The following is an 18,037-nucleotide window of genomic DNA, read 5'->3' as shown; positions in this document are numbered from 1 at the left end:
GTCCACCTCCTCGCCGCGCCCTTGGCGACGGGATCGTGGCCGTGCGGCTAGACTTGGCGGTTCTCGAAACCGCCTACCAGTGCACTCCCTTGGCCCAACATCGCCGACTGCCCCTCGCGGCGCAGCCATGACCGCGATGAACGATCTTCCTGCATTCGGCTGCTGGCTATCCGCCCCGACATCGTATTCGTCGAGATGGCCGTGGATATTGGCTTCAAGACGCTGGTGCTTGATGTCGAGCACGGGACGCTCTCGCTCGCCGATCTCGACGGACTTGTCCCCCTTGCCCGGGCACTCAACCTCACGGTGCTGGTCAAGATCGCCGGGCCGATCCCGATATCGAGCGCATTCTCGCGAAATTTCCCAAGTGGCCGGAGATTTCGCGCTCCGACATCCCAATCTAGGCGTGGGGGCGTTGCAGAAGGAGGGCAATGCTTTGGCATAAGGCGCTGCCAGCATAAAAGTTGTCAGCTCGATGGCGTTACCCAACCGCTCTGTGAGCCGAATGGCCAGCCCCAGTCGGCCGAGAGGAGGGCGCATGATGCGCCGGTTGCTGACTGCGGCTCCCGCCCCGCAGCCAGACACTCCCTGCCGGCCCCAAGCACATGGTTCCGGTCCGGATCACGGCATCCCGGTCAAAAAAACTCCTCGCAATCGAAGTCAGCGGGCCGTTGTATTCAGGTCGGCCAGCGGCCTTTCAGAAGCTGACCCTGATTTGCGCCGCTCCGCCGATGCGGCTGCTGTTGGCGGAGACTTCGCCGTCGAGGTTGAGGCTGAGCGAGACATTTTCGCGGAGCCGGGCCGTGAGGCCGGCGCTGACGAGCATGCTGTCGCGGTCGCTGCGGGCTCCGGTCGCGCTGAAAGTCGCTCCGGGCAGGTCGATCAGGCTTGCGGTCATATCCGCATCGCGGCGGAAATAATGCGCCCAGGCCGCCCGGACATAGCCGGTGACGGGAACGCCGCCGAGAACGCTGTCGGCATCGATCTGCACGCCGAGTTCGCTGCGTGTCGTGACATCGCTGCGCTTGGCCAGCGCCAGCGCTCCGGCATGAGCGCCGGCCCAGTTCGCCTCGATCACTGCCGGGCTGCGCGCCTGCGTTCCCTGGATCGCCGCCAGCGGCGAGACGGAGAGGCCGTTCCAGTCGAGCAGTGCCGCGTTCGCCTGCAGCCGCCCGCTCCACGCCGTCGTGGCATAGGAGGAGGAGAGGCTCGATCGCAGGGCTGGAATGCTGCGGCTGACCTCGTTCTCCAGCTGCGCATAGCTCATCGCCCCGCCGAGCTTCACCGGCCCGAGTTGCGTCGTGCCGTAGAGGCCGGCCTGGAAGACATCCGCATCGACCTTGCCGACGAGGTCCGGGAGCGAGGCTCGCGCCCTGCCGCCCGAAACCGCGATGCCGGCGATCGTTCCCGGCAGGAGCCTGACATCGATGCCGGTGGCCAGATGCGCATCGTCGATCGTGCGCTTCGTCGAGCCGATGGCGGCATTGCCATCGGTGCGGCCATAAGAACCATAGGCCGAACCCCAGACCGAATAGAACGGTACGTCGAGGCGCGAAGGTGCAGCAGGTTCGTCCGCGCCCTTGCGCACTAGGCCGGAAAAGGTAGCCGCCCCGGGCCCGGCGGGAGCGGCGCCGAGGCGGCCTGCTGCCGTCGGGTCGAGCATCGTCCGCAGGAACTGGTCCGAGACGACATTCGCCATCGCTGGCGCTGCCGTATGGACCTCGCCCGAGAGGCTGTTCACAGCCGCCGGGATCGCGGCCGCAGGCAGGTTGTAGATCCCGAACAGCGAGGACGGGTCGGAGCCATTGGCCACCGCGATGTCGACCGCTGTGGCGACGGCATAGGCGTTGCGCGGCGCCGTCACGCCGAACCCGGGCGTGCCGGGCGTCAGCGCATTCGGTGTCAATGTCAGCAGCACGTCATTGGCGGTATAGCTCACCGTCAAGGTGACGCCGGCGCCGAAGCTGCCGGTCGCATCCACCGGGCCGAACACGCCCGTTCGCCCGCCTGCCGCCGAGAGCAGCGTATAGGCGCTGTTGAACGTATAGGCGCCCCCGAGCGGCGCCAGCCGCAGCGTGCCCGCCAGCGCGGCAGTTCCGGTCACGTTGACGCGGTCGGCGTTGGCGCCCTGGATTTCGGCGAGATAGGTCGAGCCGGGGTTGAAGGTCAGGTTGCCGTTGACCGTCAGCGCGCCCGGCGAGTTGCCGGGCGAGAGCGTGCCGCCATTGAGCACCGTCGTCGGAACCACGCCCGTGCCGCCGAGCAGCGCGCCGGCCGCCACCGTGACGCCGGAGGAGGACGCGATCGAGCCGTTCACGATCAGCGAGCCGGCGTTGACCGCCGTCGCGCCGGTATAGCCGTTGGTTCCGGTCAGGGTGAACGCGCCCGTGCCGATCTTGGTGAGAGAACCCTCGCCATTGGCGCCGAGATTGCCGCTGAAGACGGTGCTCGTGTGGTTTCCACCCGTCGTCAGCATCATGCCCGGGTCGAGCCACACTCGCGTGGCCGCCGTACCGGCGAGCGAGCCGATCGATTGGCTGGCTGTCAAAGAGAACAGCGAGCCGACGCCGGTCAGGCTGACGGCCACCGTGGGAGACAGGGCGCTGGGGGCGATAACGTTGAAATGGGCGCCGTTGGAGATGTTGATCGCGGTTGAGTTGAGCAGGCTGCCGCCGGGCCCGATTCTCATGAATCCGGAAGCGACATTCGTCGCACCCGAATAAGTGTTGGCGCCACGGAGCGAAAAAATGCCGGCCCCTGTCTTGGTCAAGCCGCCCGTGCCGGAAATGCTGCCCCCATAACTCATATTGCCGGCGTTATCGACGGTCAGCGTCGCGCTGCCGAGAGTGACGTCCGTACCGGGACCCCCCGACAATCCCTTCACGGTCTGGTCGTAGCCGTCGAGGTCCCAGGTGCCCGCATTGAGGGCGACCTCGGACGAGGATGCCAGCACGTTCACCGCCCCCATCCGTAGCGTCCCGTTCTGGATGGTGGTCGTCCCGGTATAGCTCTGCGCTCTCGTCAAAGTGAGGCCGCCGCCCGCCGCTCCCGTCAAGGTGAAGTTGCCATCCCCCGAGATCGTCCCGGAATAGGTGCCACCTGTTCCCTGGGCGAAGACGACACCGCGCGTGCCTGCCCCCGTATCGAAGGTCAGGTCGCCGGCCATGCTGGAGGAGTTGCCGCTGAGGGTCCCTTCCCGGATCGTCCAGTTCTGATTGCCGGCGCCCGACAGCGTCCAGGTCGAGGAGCCGGTCTTCTCGTAGGCCGTGAAGCCGGTATGCGAGGCCACGAGATTGCCGATATTGGCTGCGCCGTTCACCGTTCCGCCCAGCGCCAGCATATTGTTGATGCCGCCGCCCTGAACCACGACATTGCCGTCGGTCGTCGAGCCCGCCCGGATCTCGAAGCGGTTGTTGTTGCCGAAGAGCGCGACCGCATTGGCGCGCGTCACACCGTCCCCGGCCAGCCCGCCAGCGATCGTTCCTGAATTGATGATCGAGATGCCGCCACTCGCCGCGCCGACGATGCCGACACCGCCCGCGCCATGGCTGCTGCTATTGGCAATTCCACCATTGCCGCCGGAAACCGTCCCGGCATTGTCCAGGCTTGCCGTCTGTCCGTCCCGGAAGACGATGCCGGTGCCGCCTACCCCTGCGACATAGACAGGGTTGGCGTTGGACTGGTTTCCGCCGGCTCCGCCTGTGATGGTGCCGCCCGCCATGTTGGCGATCGAACCGCCCCAGGCTTCCAGACCGGCGCCGCCTCGGCCGTAGCCGGTCCCGCCTGCGTTCGAATCGCCCCCCTTGCCGCCGGTGATCGAGGCCCGGTTGTCGATGGTGCCCAGATTGCTCAGCACGCCGGCACCGCCGGAGCCGGTAAAAGCCCACGCCCCACCCGCACCGCCGGTGATCGAGCCGGCCTGGTGGGACAAGCTGCCGCCATTGTACAGGAACAGTCCGGCGCCGCCGTGCCCGCCCTCATAATTGTCACCGCCCTGGCCGCCGGCGATGACGCTGGTGCCGCCCGCTCCGGCCGCGACAGTGATCGTGCCGCCGTTCAGCAACACCAGCCCGGCGCCGCCGCCGCCGGCGCTCGCACCGCCGCCGCCCGTGCCGCCGGAGACAGAGAACCCGTTCGTATTCATGGTGACGCCGGCACCCGTCAGGATGAGGCCGCCACCGCCACCGCCACCGCCGCCACTGCCCGCTGGGGAGCCGCCAAAGGACCCGTCCGCTCCTGTGCCACCGGCATAAGCCGAGCTGAGGGAGAGCGGAGAGGTTGTCGTGAGGAGGCTGCCGCCGCCGCCGGCTCCGCCCGCTCCGCCGTCGCGGGGGAAGCCGGAATCATAACTGCCGCGGCCGCCGCCGCCGCCGCCGGCGGCGGAGAGGTCATTGGGAGCGCCCGGCGCCCCGCCTGCTCCGCCGATCCCCCCGACGTCATTGGTGCCGGCGCTCCCAGCCGTCGCCGAACCGCCGGGTGTCTGCGCTGCCGAACCGCCATCGCCTCCAGAAAAGCCGATGGTGCGGTCGCCGCCGCCGCCGCCACCGCCCGCGATGCCGCCGCTCCCGAAAGAATAGCCCGTGCCGTTGCCGCCTCCCTGGGTGATCTGCTGTGCGGACGCAGCCTGAGACCATAGCGGCAATCCCGCACCGAGCGACAAGGCGAGAGCGAGGCAAGTACGAGACGCCGTCGTGCGCAAGCGGCTTTGCCGCTGCGAGACGAGGTTGGAGCGGCTGCCGGTGTCTCCGCCAGCACCGCCTTGGAGCGTTCGGATCGCTTCCAGGAGGATGATCACTCTGTCGCTGCTGGATGCGGGCGGGCGCATCAGCGAACCGCGGCAGTGAACCGTCATCGAATCCCCTCCAGCCGAACGCCCGGAACAAGGTCCGGTTCGCCCGCCGTCTCACGACATCGTCCGCGACGGCGCGCGTTACGCCGCGTCGGCTGCTCCATCTGCGAGGAATGAAACAAGCCAGCTTCAGACTAGAATCCCGGACCTGGCCCGGCCACTGTTGAATTCAGTTGAATTCTGACAGATTCTTACGAAATACCTGACGTTACGGCATATGATTTCGTATCAATTGGAGTGGAAACCGAATTTTCGGCAATATCTTCGCAGGGTAAATTCAGGTTGCCCGTGGATGACTGCATGACAGCTTGATACAAAGCTCCGGAATCATCGTCAAAATCGAATTTCAGGGCCGGATACGCAGGGAGATCCGGCGGCGGGTTGAAATAAATTTGAGAGACGAAATGCAGGATTTTGGAGCCGTTCGTATCGCAGAGGCTGTGCCGAAAGCAGAAGCCTCCATCCGGAATCCGGCCACAGTAACGGGCCGTCACATGCACGGCTCCGTGCACCCTGATGGGCACCGGCTGGAGCAGCCCGGCTCCGGTGACCACGACACTCCGAACTTGGCCACGGTGGGTGCCGCATACTTCGTTTCGCCATTTCACAGCGGCGGATCGCGCCGCTCTCAGCAGCCAGCGGTCGGCCACGCGGCCTCCCGCGTCGACATCGCGCAGCGGCAATCGGGCCGACACGAAGACCTCGTCGGCTGGCACCGACCAGCCAGCCGTCCATGCATGAAGCAATCTGGACTTGGCGGCTTCAACAGCCGCGAACAGCACGCGCGCAGGCATCCGCAATCCCCCCTTGCGAGACCGGCTTCAGCAGGATGTCTCTTCGCGCGGCGTTTGAGCCGCGGCCCGCCATGATCGACGAATCTCGCCTGCGCCAGAGGCGTCGAAAGTCTTTCGTGCTGCATAGATCAACTTATGCGGGCTGTTCTACCTATGAATTGCTCTGAAATCTGACAGAAAATGACGTTAAGTCTCTAGTTTAAATCCTGATTGAGGGCATTAAAGATATAATTTTATCTATTTGTGTATTGATTTGGGGGGCTGTAAAAATGTGGCGAGATGCTTGACCTCAAGACGGTCCTGATCGTGGCATTGGCGACTGCAAGCCTGCAGGCGGCGGCCTGGGTCTTCGTATGGCGGGCCTGGCGTCACCTCTACGAACTCAAGTTTCTCGCCGCAGGCTTCGGGGCCATCGCCCTCGGCCTTCTCCTGATGATCCTCCGCGGTCCGGAGCCGGTGGCCCTGTCCATCGTCCTGCACAACACCGTCATCAAACTGGGGCTCGTGCTGCTCGCCGAGGGACTTGCCCGCTTCCTGGGGCAGCCGCGCTACACCTGGATCGGCGTCTCGCTCCTCGCCTTCCAGATCGTGCTCTGGAGCGCGGCTGTGGCATTTGATCCCGACAACATCGCGATCCGCATCCACAGCTCGACCGTCTTCACGGTCATCATGATGTCGGTGATGTGTCTGGGGCTCGTGCGGGACAGGACACAGCCCTCGCTGCTGCGCTGGATCACCATCGGCCTTCTCGTCGAGTACATGGCCGCGAGCATCCTGCAGAGCGTCATGGAATATCGCCTGCCTGCCGATTTCGACAGCGGCCCGATCCTCGCCGACCGCAACGCCTGGTATCTGCTGCAGGGCACCCTTTTCCTGATCGCGTTCTTCACCTGTCTGCTGTTCATGGTCAGCGCGCGGCTCTCCGCAGACCTGCGCAGGAACCACGATGCCCTGCTGCGAGAGGTGGAGGAACGCCGAAAGCTCGAAGGCCGGCTGAATGCGAGCCTCGAGGCCGAGCGTGCGGCGCGGGACGAGCAGGCTGATTTCATGCGCGTCGCCAGCCACGAATTCCGCACGCCGCTCGCCATCATCCGCAACGCTGTCGAGATGATCGGCCTGGTCGGCGACAGGTCTCCCGAAGCGACCCGGGAACGCCTCTCCGGCATCGGCGAGGCGCTCAACCGGCTGTTCTCCGTGATCGACAGGTTCATGGCGGATGATCGGGAGAATGGCTTCCAGCCGGAAACGCTGCAGCTCGGCGCCCTCATCGGCGATGTCCGGCTGCATTTCGACATGACGGCACGCGGCGATCGCCTGCGCTTCGTCGTGGCGAACGAGACCGCCTCTCTTCATGCCGATCCGGAGATGCTCGGAACGGTAATGATCAACCTGATCGACAACGCCTTGAAATATGCGCCGGAAGACCCCGCGATCCGCATCGAGGCCCGGGAAGAGGAGGGGGCCGTGGTGATCCAGGTTCATGATCGGGGCATCGGTATTCCCGCCGACGAGGCGAACAGGATCGGCCGCCGCTTCTTCCGGGCTTCGAATGCGATGGCGAGTGCGGGAACCGGTCTCGGGCTCTACGCGGCGCACAGGTTTCTGGCCTATCACGGCGGAACGCTGCAACTCGCCTCCACCGACGGGCAGGGGACCACTGCTGTCGTGCGTCTGCCCTTGTCGGGTGAGGTGTCCGGTACCGATCTGCCAGGGGAGATGACGGCGTGACGCATATTCTGATCGTCGAGGACGAAACCAGGCTGCGCAAGGATCTGGTCGATTTCCTGGGGCTGTGCGGCTTCGCGGCCAGCGGGGTCGCCAGCGCGCATGAGCTGCGTCAGACACTCGCGGCCGGCAAGTCGCCGGACGTCATCATCCTCGATGTCGGCCTGCCGGACGGAGACGGTTTCGAGCTCGCGAGCCAGGTCCGCGAGACCCATCGTTGCGGCATCATCATGCTGACGGCGCTCGGTGGCAGCGACGACCGTATCCGTGGTTTCGAGAGCGGCGCCGACATCTATCTCGTCAAGCACAGCACGCTGCGCGAGATCGAAGCGGCGACCCGCAGCCTGTTGCGGCGCAACGGATCCCTGTCGAACTCAAGCTCCGCAAACGGCCATGGCGACCAATGGGTGCTGGACGGCACGGGCTGGCTGCTGACCGCCCCCAATCACCGTTCGCTCAAGCTGACCGCGACCGAATTCGCCTTCATGAACGCGCTCTTCAGCCGTGGGGGCACCTGCCAGCGCGAAGATCTGATGGAGACGCTCGCTCGCCCCAGATCGAGTTTCGGCAACCGTCATCTGGATGCCATCGTCAGCCGGCTGCGTCGGAAGATCGAGGACAGCACCAGTCTTTCGGCACCGATCAAGGTCGTCTACGGCGTCGGCTACACGTTCACGGCAACGACCGTCATGGCATGAGCATCCGTCGACCTCATCGCCTCGCGCCGTATTGAACGGTCCGAAGCCGGACATTGTGAGTGTCCGGAAAGGGCGGATACCGTTGAAAAAGCCGGCCTGCGAGCGAGGCAGGTACGGGCTGCGATTTGGCGGCGCAGGCTTTCGCCCTTCACACGGCCCAGATCTGCGGCCCGTTCGGCAGAAGCTTCGCTGTCAAACGGCCCGCAAAGTTGCCCCCCGATGGGCGTCCAATGTTGACCCCTTGAACATGCTTCGCGGCGAGGAGGCGGCGCGGCGGAGCCGGTCTGGATTGCGCAGCCGCGCCGGCTCCGGATCGGTAATGTGCGGGGATCTCAGAGCCTGTTCTTGAAGCGCCAGCTCTCGTTGCCGGTCTCGACGATGTCGCAGTGTTGGGTGAGCCGGTCGAGGAGCGCGGTGGTCATCTTGGCGTCGCTGAAGACGGACGGCCATTCGCCGAAGGCGAGGTTCGTGGTGACGATGACGGAGCTCTGCTCGTAGAGCCTGCTGACTAGGTGGAAGAGCAGTTGTCCCCCGGACTGTGTGAAGGGCAGATAGCCAAGTTCGTCCAGGATGATGAAGTCCATGCGTGCGAGATAATCGGCCATGCGGCCCTCGCGACCGGCACGGGCTTCGGCCTCGAGCTTGTTGACGAGATCGACGACGTTGAAGAAGCGGCCACGAGCACCGGCGCGGATGCATGCCCGGGCGATCGCGATGGCGAGATAGGTCTTGCCGGTCCCAGTCCCGCCGACGAGGACAACGTTGCACTGGTGCGCCAGGAAGTTGCCGCCGGCGAGATCATGAACGAGGGGCTCGTTGATCAGGGTTCCGTCGAAGGCGAAGTCGGCGACATCCTTGGCGAGCGGCAGCTTGGCGATGGTGATCTGATACTTGATCGAACGGGCCTGCTTCTCGGTGATCTCGGCGGCGAACAGATCGCCGACGACGCGCTGCGGCTCGCGCTGGTGCTTCACCGCCGAGGCGATGATCTCGTCGAAGGCGGCCTTCATGCCATAGAGCTTGAGCTCGCCCATGGTGGCAAGAATCTCCGAGCGTTCCATCAGACGGCTCTCCTGAGGCTGTCGTAGCGGGCACAATCGGCGGCGGGCTCATGGCGCAGGCACAAGGCATCGGTCGTCATGATCGTGATCGCTGCCGCCGGCTAGCGGCGCCGGGCCAGGATGTTGATGATCACGTCGGCGGAGTGGACGCCTTGCCGCAGAGCGTCCGCGCAGGCGGCTTTGACGGGGCGGCCATCCGCGCCACGATGGCCGCCTCGCTTGTCCCGGCTGAATGCAGCAAATCATGAGACAGGTCGTCAATGCCGTCTTCGTCGGGTCGGAGGGCGTTCTCCTGGCGCGACGCAGCCCTCCCCGGAAAAACTATCCGGATTGCTGGAGTTTCCCTGGCGGCCATGTCGAGGAGGGTGAAAGCCTGGACGATGCTCTGGTGCGTGAAACCGGCGAGGAGCTGAGTGTCGTGCCTCTAGTCTTCGAGCCCTTCACGCGGATACCGGACCCGCACGCTGTCACGGATCTGATCATCTATCAGATGTATCTGGTCGGCGCCTGGCAGGGCGCTCCGAGGGGCATCGACGCGGAACATACCTAACTGCGCTGGTTTTCCGTTGCGAAGGCACGTCGGCAGGATGGTCTCGCACTTGAGCAATACGCTTCTCTTTTCGAGAGATTGGACGGGTTCAGTCCTTGCCCCCCATCGTCGGCGTAGGCCGGCTCGGCTTCGATCTCTTCTCGCTAACCGAATGGGCAAACCTCTTCAGAGCTGCAGGATAAAATCAGAGACCGTCTAGATTCGATACCGTTCGATGACGGACATGTCGGGCTCGAAGCCGATGCCTGGAGCATCGGGGATGCGGATAGTTCCAGCGAGCGGCAAGGCCGGATCGAGGCCGCACCAGGCTTCCGGCCGGACATAAAGGAATTCGAAGACCTCGAAGATGTCGATGGCGGCGGCAAGCTGCAGGCTCGCCCAATAGCCCGGTCCGAAATAGGGCGAGTGCGGCGCAAGGCGTTTGCCCGCGGCGCGCACGACCTGCGCGACCTTGAGGAACTCGGTGACGCCGCCGACTTTGGTCACGCTCGGCTGGACAATGTCGAGAGCAGGCACGATGCGGCCGAACTCGACCGCCGTACAGGCATTCTCACCGGCTGCGATGGCGACCCCTTCGGCCGCGATCGCTCGCCAGGGCGTGGGGTCTTCGGGCGGAAAGGTCGGTTCCTCAAGCCAGTTCACCTCGGTCTCGGCGAGCACTGGCAGCATGGTCCGGACCTGCTGCAGCGACCATTGGCAGTTGACGTCGACGGTCAGGCGCGCCTTCGGCCCCGCGCCCCGGCGGCCGGCCCTGATCGTCTCCGGCAGGACTTCGTGCAGCTTCACCTCGTCATAGCCGAGCATCGCAGCCTCGGAGGCGAAGTGCTCGACGCGCTCGGCCTCGCCATAGCGGACGAGGCTCGCATAGGCACGGGTTCGGTCGCGGCGGCGGGGCGGCCCGATCAGGCGGGAGAGCGGCAGGCCGGCGCGCTTGCCCGCGATATCCCAGAGCGCGATATCCAGCCCCGAGATTGCGAACATGGTGATGCCATAGCGGCCGAAGAGGGCTAGAGCTTGCTGGGCTGCCAGATTGACGGCTTGCGGGTCCTGCGAATCCCGCCCGATCACCGCCGGGGCGACCAGATCGCGAATCGCGATAGCGGTGGCGTTCTGGCACATGTAACCGAAGGCTTCGCCCCAGCCGACAAGGCCCGATCTCGTTTCGACCCGCACCAGGACGATGTCGAGATTGCTCCAGCGGGTCGGCGTAATGCCCTGTCCCTTGCCGCCGTCGTCGAACGGAATGCGCAGGACAATCGGCTCCACCTTGGTGATCGGATCGGACATGGCCTTCTCATCAGGGTCGAAGGCCGGCCTATGCGGCCGGCCCGGCGAAGTGGGCAAGGCGCGGCCGCCCTGCGCGAGCGAGGGCGGCCGCGATCGGATGGGCTGGTCGCGGCGAGCGCGGCCCAGCTTGATGGGCGGTCAGGCTTTCCGGCCGATTTCCTCGTCCCAGCGGCGGAAGGCCATGACCATCTGGTTGGGTTCGAGCGGCAGCTCGAAGGGCGTTTCCGCGATCAGCTTCGCATATTCGGGGCGGCCGAATTCCGCGATCGCAGCCTGACTCTCAGGCGGCGCCATCGAAAGCGGCACGTCCTTCACCGCCGGCCCCGGATAGAGATAGCCCTCGTCATAGGTGAAGGCCTGCGCCGGCTTGGTCAGCATGAAGGCGATCAGGTCGAGAAGGACGGCGAGCTTGTCGTTTGGCAGTCCCTTCGGGATCGCCATGTATTGGCCGTCGATGACCCAGCGGAAATCCTTCAAGGTGGCGATGCGCGCCTCTTTCGGGACGACGCCGAGCACGCGCGGATTGATGTCCCAGCCCGTCGTGGTGGCGATGATATGGCGGGTGCCGTCGCCGAACTCCTTCATCACCGCGGAGGTACCGGTCGGGTAATATTCGATATAGCGGCCGAGCTCCTTCAGATAGGCCCAGGTCTTGTCCCAGCCCTTGATGGGGTCCTTCGGATCGCGGTCGCCGAGGATGTAGGGCAGCCCCATGATGAAGGTGCGGCCGGGGCCGGAATTGGCCGGCCGGGCATACATGAACTTGTTCGGGTGAGCCTTGGCCCAGGCGAGCAGCTCCTCGAGCGAGCCGGGCGGCGTCGGAACGTGGTTCGGCAAATATTCGAGCAGAGGCCCGGAAGGGTAATAGGCGACGACCACGCCCTGGCCACGCGCCAGGCCCTGCATCATGGCTGCGCCCTTCTCATAGATCTCGTCGAGATTCGGCAGGGCCGCCTTGTGGGCGGAGAGAAGGTCTACCCAGAGATTTTGCTCCATGCCGGCCGCGAGGGCATCGGTCCCCGTCAGGACGAGGTCGATATCGATGCGCCCGGCATCCCGCTGCGCCTTGATCTTGCCGGGCAGCTCGGGGGCCGGCGCCTTGGTGAAGGTCATCCGCGACACCAGCTCCGGCTTCGCCCGCCGGTAGGCCTCGAAAGCCTTCTGGGTCAGCGCGAGATTGCCGGCGACATCGACGATATTGAGATTGACCGGAGCCTTCGGCAGGGCGAGCTGCGCCTGCGCGAGGCCGGGGACCATGGTGGCAAGGCCTGCCGCCCCGCCGATGAACTGGCGTCGAGATGGGTCCGTCATCTTCATGTTGTCGTCCTCCCAATGGTGGCCGCCGGGGCGGCCCTGCTGCTTGGCGTCTTGGCGCGCCATCGTTTCCTGCTCGGCATTTGCGGCCTGGCGCCGCCTCACCAATCCTCGATGCGTGCGATGTCCCCGACGAAGCTTCCTTCGGCCATCGCGCCGCCGATGACGCGGCTGGCGAGCCGGCCGGGATCTTCCGGTGGCACGGCCGCCATCACAGCCTCCGCATGGTCGTCGGCGCTGTCTTGCGGCCGGTAGCCCAGGCGCCATGCCGCGGCATTGTCGAAGAAGCTGCGGGAGTTGTCGGAGACGCCGTAGACGACGGCGAAGCGCAGGGCCTCGTGCTCCAGGCCGATCCGGACCAATTGCACGAGATCGCGCGCGCTCGTCCAGATGGCGAGGCGGCGGCGATCGACCGGGCGGTCGCCCAGGAAACCGACCCGGATGGCCAGGACCCGCAGCCCGAACTGGTCGGCGAAGAAGGCGCCCGCCTGCTCGCCGAAGGCCTTGGTCAGGCCATAGCGGCTGTCCGGCCGCAGCAGGACATCGGAGCCGATCCGCCTGTGGCGCGGATAGTGACCGACGACATGGTGCGAGCTGGTGAAGACCACGCGCTCGATCCCGGCGGCCCGTGCGGCGTCGAAGACGTTCCAGGCACCCTGGACGTTGCCCGCGATCTGCTCCTCGATCCCGGCCTCGGTCGTGCAGCCGGCGAGATGCACCACTGCCGAAACCCCCTGCAGGGCCTCAGCCAGCGCGGCCTGGTCCGCAATGTCGCCGAGGACGGCCTCCTCGTTTGCAGCAAGGTCTGCAATCGCATTGCGATCGAACAGGCGGAGGCGATAGCTTCCCCGCAGCAAGGGCCGGATGGCCCGGCCGACGACACCGCCGGCACCGGTGATCAGGATAATCTTGGTCACGGTTCGCTCTCCCGACCGGCAGTCGGCCCCGGGTCTCGCCGACCCGGGCCGAGCTCGACCCAGGCGCTGAAGCTTGCGCCGGCGCCGAGCAGGCGCGTTCCGGTGCCCACGACGCCCTCCGCCGCGAGGTTGAAGCCGTTCGCGACATGGGAGACCGGCTCGACGCAGAGATAGGCATCGTCGTCCGGGCGGTGCAGGACGAGGTGGGAGAGCGCGGGGCTTGCCGTGACATGGACGCTGTGGCCGTCGGCATGCCTCACGTCCAGCCCGGTCCAGTCTGCGAAGTAGCTGGTCCGGCTTCCGGCGGTGTCGGCCGGCGCCGTCTCGCCGGTTGCGACATAGTCCTTGTCATAGAGCCAGCGCCACCGGGCGTCGTGATGGATCTCCGCGTTGGGCGACCAGGCCAGGTAGGGGTGCCAGCCGAGCCCGACCGGGAAAGCCTCAAGGCCGCGATTCTCGATGCTCAGTTCGATGCGCAAGGCCTCCGGCGTGAGCTCGAAGGATTGCCGGGCGGTATAGGGCCAGGGCCAGTCGCCATCTGGCTCTGCGGCGAGCGTCAGAACGGCTCTCGTCGAGGTGTGGGCTTCGACCTCCCACTCGCGAAGATGCGCCGTGCCATGAAGACTGTGCGGAGTAGCGTCAGGGTGAGATCGGACGGACCACAGGCGGCCGGCATGGCGCAAGCAGCCATCGGCGATGCGATTGGAATAGGGAATGAGCGGATAGGCACCGCCTTTCGACCAGCGCCGAGGCTCGGCCGGCCAGGCCCGCAGGGGCACGACGAGATCGCGCGGGGCTGTGCCGGACAGGTCGCGAAGCGTGGCAAGGCGCCCGCCTTCGGTGGGCGAGAGGGTTGCCTCCAGGGCACCGGCTCGCAGCACCAACCTTTCGGCCGCACTACTCCGGGCCGCCGGCTTCGTGCCCTCAGGCGATACCGGAGGAAGCTCCATGGTTTCAGCCATTCCCGCCGATCTCGCTGGCGAGAGCAATTCCGCAATTCTCCGAATCGCGGAATTGCCCAAGGTCGTTGTTTTGTCGCATTTTCTTCACGCGAACCGGTGTCCACTTCGCTCGAAAATGCTCTAGGCTCGCGGACCGAGATGGTAGCCGCGGCCGGCATAGTCGAACTCGACCAGTTCGCTGATCGGCAGGCTGCCGTCGGCGGCCGAGGCGTAATAGGCCCGGATTTCGCGGATCAGCCCGCTCTCCTCGTCGAAGACGTACCATTCGTCGCCACGTAGCGCGGTCTTGGCATTGGGCTTCCAATGCGTCCATTCGATCACGGCTTCGGGTGCGGTCGAGGAGCACAGAATCTTTTCGATGGTCCAGCGCGAGCCGAGGTTTTCGACGCACCAGACCCATTTGCGTGCGATCACGTCAGCGGTCCGCCAGGGGATTTCGGGCAGGCCGGGCGGGAAGTAATGGACGGCATCGGGCGTGAAGCAGGAGACAAGCATGGCGTGGTCGCCAGCGTTGCAGGCTTCGAAATAGCGCCGGATCGCCTTTTCCATGAAGGCGGGAGTGATCTCAGCCATTGGCGGTCTCCGCACGGATGCGCGTGATGTCCTCTTCACGGGCACCGGCCTTCTGCCAGGCCTCGAAATCAGCACGGGTTTGCGGCGTCGGCGGATAGACGCCGTAGAGCCCTTCCCCGGAGGCGATGCGCTTGACCAGATAGCCTTCGAGAATATCGCGCTTCTCGCCTGCATCGGCGATCTCGGCAGCCAAACGGCGTGGCACCACCGTGACGCCGTCGCCGTCGCCAACGAGGATGTCGCCGGGATAGACGGCAACCCCGGCGCAGGAGATCGGCACGTTGAGATCGGCGGCGTGATGGGTCGAGAGACGGGTCGAGGCGACCACTTCGCGGGCATAGGCCGGGAACGGCATCGCTGCGATTTCCTGGCCGTCGCGGAAGGCGCCGTCGGTGACGATGCCGGCCACGCCCTTCACCATCATGCGCGTCAGCAGGACGTTGCCGGCCGATGCCGACGAAATGTCGCCGCGGCTGTCGATGACGAGAACCTGCCCCGGACCGATCTGCTCTACCGCCTCCCATTGAAGGTTGTCAGGGTTCGGATAGGGGGTCAGGGTCGCGTAGGTGTCGATATCCTCGCGGGCCGGAATGAAGCGCATCGTGAAGGCCTCGCCGGCAAATTTCGCGGCGTTCGGGTTCAGCGCCTTCAGTCCGACCAGGAAGCACTGACGCAGGCCGCGGCGGAACAGCTCGGTGGTGAGCGACCCGCTGCTGATCGCCTTCAGCCGGTCGATCACCTCCTGCGGGACTGCGACGGGGTGTTGGGTGGATGAGGTCATGAATCGCTGTCCGGCCGAAGGAATTTCGTTCTCAAACCGATGGCGCAGTCATTCGCGGCCCCGGCCTTGACCTTTCTGGCCTACATATTGATCCTCGGGAAGCCTCGGCGCCGAATTCTTGCGCCGCCAGTCCCACAATATGGAATCGCTCGATGGCAGAACCACAAGCGGACGCGATCCGGTGGATGCCGGACGATCGCAGCGAACAGCCGGCCGTCGCCGGCACGGCCCTGATCGGCAAGGCCTTTCGGCTGATCGATCTGATCGCTGCCGCCCCGGGACAAATCTCGGCGGCCGAGCTCGCCGTCGCGACGGGGTGGCCGAAGGCGACGCTCTACCGGATTCTCGCCTCCGTCACGGCGCATGGCTTCGTTCGCCTCGATCCGCAATCCCAGGGCTATACGCTCGGCTATCGTCTGCTCGAGCTGGCGCAGAATGTCTGGGTCGCGCCCGATCTCGCCACCGTCGCCAGCGTCGAGCTGCAGCGCCTCCGCGACATGACCGGAGAGACCGCCTATCTCGCCGTACCTCATGACGGCACGGTCCTGGCGCTCGGCAAGTTCGAAAGCCCGCACGATATCCGTTCGGCCGCGCGCCTGGGCGTGCGCAAGCCGCTGCACTGCACCAGCCAAGGAAAAGCGATCCTGGCCTTCCTGCCGGAAGCGGAGGCTGAGGCCCTGCTCGGCCAGGAGCCTCTGGAGCGCTTTACCCCGCAGACGATCACCGATCCCAATACGCTGATGGCACAGCTGCGCATCGTGCGGGCTCGCGGCTATGCGGTCGAAGATCAGGAAATTCTGCCGGGCAACCGCTGCGTCGGCGCGCCTGTGCTGGATTCCAGCGGCCAGCCCATCGCCGCCATCAGCGTTGCCGGGCCTGTCTATCGATTGACCAGCGAAAGGGTGGCGCAGCTCGGCCCCGAGATCGCGAATGTGGCTCGCAATATCGGCCTGGGGCTCAAAGGTGCGCCGGCGCGGCAATCGCAGGCTGGCATGCCCTGGCAGCCGCATGGCTCGCACGGCAAGCCCGTCTTCTACGGCGCTCACCCGGTCTGGGACCCGGAACGCTCGTCCCTTGTCTGGGCGGATCGGCTGGGCCCCACCCTCTACATCACGTCAGGGGGGCGGACCGCGACGATCCGACCGGAGCCCGGCGCCCCGATCGACGGCCTCGCGGTGACGGCCGAAGGCGACGTCATCCTGCTGCTCGGCGGACGCGTTCTGAAGATCAGCAAGCAGGAATGCGTCCTGGATCGCACCGTACCCACGCTCGCCGGCGCCACCGCGATGGCAACCGATGCGGCTGGGCAGCCATGGGTCGCCGTGTGCCAGGGCGACGAGACCCGGATCGGCAGGATCGGCGCTGACGGAACGTTCGAAATCGCCTGGACCCTGCGCAAGCGGATCGACGCGCTGGCCTGGTCGCAGGTGAGCGGAACGCTCTTCGCTTCAGATCCGCAGAACGGCGCGATCTATCGCTTTGAACGCGAGGCGGCGGCGCCCAGGCTCTTCACCCGCATCCCACCTGTCTCGGGCGAGCCGCGCAGCCTCGCGGTCGATGCCGATGACCGGGTTTGGGTCGGGCTCTATGATGGCTGGAGCATCGCGCGATTGACGCCCGAGGGCGAGATCGAGCGGTTGCTGCCGCTTCCGGTTCCGCGCCCCACCGGCCTTGCCTTCGGCGGTGAGGGCAGGATCTACGTCACCACCGCCCGGATCGACCTTGCCCGCGAGGTCCTGGAAAAAGCACCGCTATCCGGCCATCTGCTGGTGGCGCAGACGAGCAAAGGCTGAGCTGTCGAATGTGAGGCGCCCCCTCTCGGGCGCTCTCGCCCGCTCCTTTGACATCTTCCGCTCTTCAAGCACCCCTGGATAGCCATCGCACCGCTTTAAGATCGGACACCTGCCAAAGACAGCCGTGCCCGCGCCTGACAATCAAAGGTTGCGATGCGACACACGAGGATCGCGTCTCACACTCTGAGGCTATTCTCTTTTGCCGGAGCGCGGAGAACTGGCGAACCGAGTCTACCCGACATCGATTTCAAAAAAGGAAAGTGCCTCGACCTTCTACGAAAACCGGCCAGCTGCGACCTTCATCAAGTCTCATAATATGATTTTCGATGAGAGGCGTGACGTTGACGGCCGGGCGCCCCTGCAACACCTTCCGGCCGTCAATCGGGGCACATGAACGATGCCCCCGGGAGGATAGGCTATGCGCATACTGGATTCTGTCGAGAGCCGATCAACCTCCCGGTCAGCTGCGATATGTGCTGCCTCGTCGAGGCCCGCAAGCCCATCTGACACATCATATGCCTTTGCCGCCGATTGCCGTGCGATCGCAGGCTTGTCTCGTTTCAACGCCTGATGGCGTCCCTACGCCCCGTTTTCTCAGATTTCTCTGGAAGCCATGACCATCAACGCAGCCTCGTTCCGCGAGCTTCGGCTCGACCGTCTGAGCCGTGACTTCGGCACCCATAACGCGCTCAAGGACGTCTCGCTGACGATCGGCAAGGGCGAGTTCATCGCG

13 protein-coding genes and 2 pseudogenes are annotated in these 18,037 nt (G+C 65.5%); 5 read left to right on the top strand and 10 right to left on the bottom strand.

Going from position 1 to position 18,037, the window contains the following annotated elements; genetic code table 11:
- Positions 1-697 precede the first annotated feature (697 nt).
- Positions 698-4,795: an autotransporter domain-containing protein gene (locus WFK61_RS24655; RefSeq protein WP_336814696.1), complete on the bottom strand. Its 4,098-nt coding sequence runs from the start codon at positions 4,793-4,795 to the stop codon at positions 698-700.
- A gap of 245 nt (positions 4,796-5,040) precedes the next feature.
- Entirely contained in the window at positions 5,041-5,643 is a 603-nt protein-coding gene (locus WFK61_RS24650; protein ID WP_336814695.1) for a hypothetical protein, read from the bottom strand.
- A 279-nt stretch (positions 5,644-5,922) separates the two neighbouring features.
- Between WFK61_RS24650 and WFK61_RS24645 the strand changes: the two genes are divergently transcribed.
- Both WFK61_RS24645 and WFK61_RS24640 read left to right on the top strand, forming a co-directional pair.
- On the top strand, positions 5,923-7,371 hold the full coding sequence (locus WFK61_RS24645) for a sensor histidine kinase (RefSeq protein ID WP_336814694.1): 1,449 nt from the start codon (positions 5,923-5,925) through the stop codon (positions 7,369-7,371).
- Entirely contained in the window at positions 7,368-8,066 is a 699-nt protein-coding gene (locus WFK61_RS24640; protein ID WP_336814693.1) for a response regulator transcription factor, read from the top strand. The genes WFK61_RS24645 and WFK61_RS24640 overlap by 4 nt, the downstream gene beginning before the upstream one ends.
- Positions 8,067-8,398: 332 nt before the next feature.
- Here WFK61_RS24640 and istB read toward each other — a convergent pair whose 3' ends face one another.
- Positions 8,399-9,127: an IS21-like element helper ATPase IstB gene (gene istB / locus WFK61_RS24635; protein WP_336814692.1), complete on the bottom strand. Its 729-nt coding sequence runs from the start codon at positions 9,125-9,127 to the stop codon at positions 8,399-8,401.
- Positions 9,127-9,324, bottom strand: a pseudogene (locus WFK61_RS24630) (IS21 family transposase); the annotation flags it as partial. The gene istB and the pseudogene WFK61_RS24630, both read right to left, overlap by 1 nt.
- 47 nt (positions 9,325-9,371) lie before the next feature.
- Here WFK61_RS24630 and WFK61_RS24625 point away from each other — a divergent pair.
- On the top strand, positions 9,372-9,677 hold the full coding sequence (locus WFK61_RS24625) for an NUDIX domain-containing protein (RefSeq protein ID WP_336814691.1): 306 nt from the start codon (positions 9,372-9,374) through the stop codon (positions 9,675-9,677).
- Between the two features lie 195 nt (positions 9,678-9,872).
- Here WFK61_RS24625 and WFK61_RS24620 read toward each other — a convergent pair whose 3' ends face one another.
- The 6 genes from WFK61_RS24620 to WFK61_RS24595 form a co-directional block, all read right to left on the bottom strand.
- Positions 9,873-10,964 (bottom strand): mandelate racemase/muconate lactonizing enzyme family protein, encoded by a 1,092-nt coding sequence (locus WFK61_RS24620; RefSeq protein WP_336814690.1) that lies wholly within the window; start codon positions 10,962-10,964, stop codon positions 9,873-9,875.
- A gap of 138 nt (positions 10,965-11,102) precedes the next feature.
- Complete coding sequence (locus WFK61_RS24615; protein WP_336814719.1) at positions 11,103-12,281, bottom strand: ABC transporter substrate-binding protein; 1,179 nt, start codon at positions 12,279-12,281, stop codon at positions 11,103-11,105.
- Between the two features lie 98 nt (positions 12,282-12,379).
- Positions 12,380-13,195, bottom strand: coding sequence for an NAD-dependent epimerase/dehydratase family protein (locus tag WFK61_RS24610; RefSeq protein WP_336814689.1), 816 nt, complete (start codon positions 13,193-13,195; stop codon positions 12,380-12,382).
- Positions 13,192-14,076, bottom strand: coding sequence for an aldose epimerase family protein (locus WFK61_RS24605; protein ID WP_336814688.1), 885 nt, complete (start codon positions 14,074-14,076; stop codon positions 13,192-13,194). The genes WFK61_RS24610 and WFK61_RS24605 overlap by 4 nt, the downstream gene beginning before the upstream one ends.
- Before the next feature lie 201 nt (positions 14,077-14,277).
- The gene (locus WFK61_RS24600; protein ID WP_336814687.1) at positions 14,278-14,730 is read right to left on the bottom strand and encodes a nuclear transport factor 2 family protein; all 453 of its coding nucleotides are present in this window, start codon (positions 14,728-14,730) and stop codon (positions 14,278-14,280) included.
- Positions 14,723-15,511 carry a ribonuclease activity regulator RraA gene (locus tag WFK61_RS24595; protein ID WP_336814686.1) on the bottom strand — a complete coding sequence of 263 codons (789 nt, stop codon included), beginning with the start codon at positions 15,509-15,511 and terminating at the stop codon, positions 14,723-14,725. The genes WFK61_RS24600 and WFK61_RS24595 overlap by 8 nt, the downstream gene beginning before the upstream one ends.
- 152 nt (positions 15,512-15,663) lie before the next feature.
- Here WFK61_RS24595 and WFK61_RS24590 point away from each other — a divergent pair, with 152 nt between their 5' ends.
- Positions 15,664-17,304 carry an IclR family transcriptional regulator domain-containing protein gene (locus WFK61_RS24590; RefSeq protein ID WP_336814685.1) on the top strand — a complete coding sequence of 547 codons (1,641 nt, stop codon included), beginning with the start codon at positions 15,664-15,666 and terminating at the stop codon, positions 17,302-17,304.
- A 619-nt stretch (positions 17,305-17,923) separates the two neighbouring features.
- Positions 17,924-18,037 (top strand): annotated as a pseudogene (locus WFK61_RS24585) (spermidine/putrescine ABC transporter ATP-binding protein); the annotation flags it as partial.

This window comes from Allobosea sp. MMO-172 (assembly GCF_037147855.1).
GTDB lineage: Bacteria > Pseudomonadota > Alphaproteobacteria > Rhizobiales > Beijerinckiaceae > Allobosea.
This window is presented reverse-complemented; position numbering and strand designations above follow the sequence as displayed.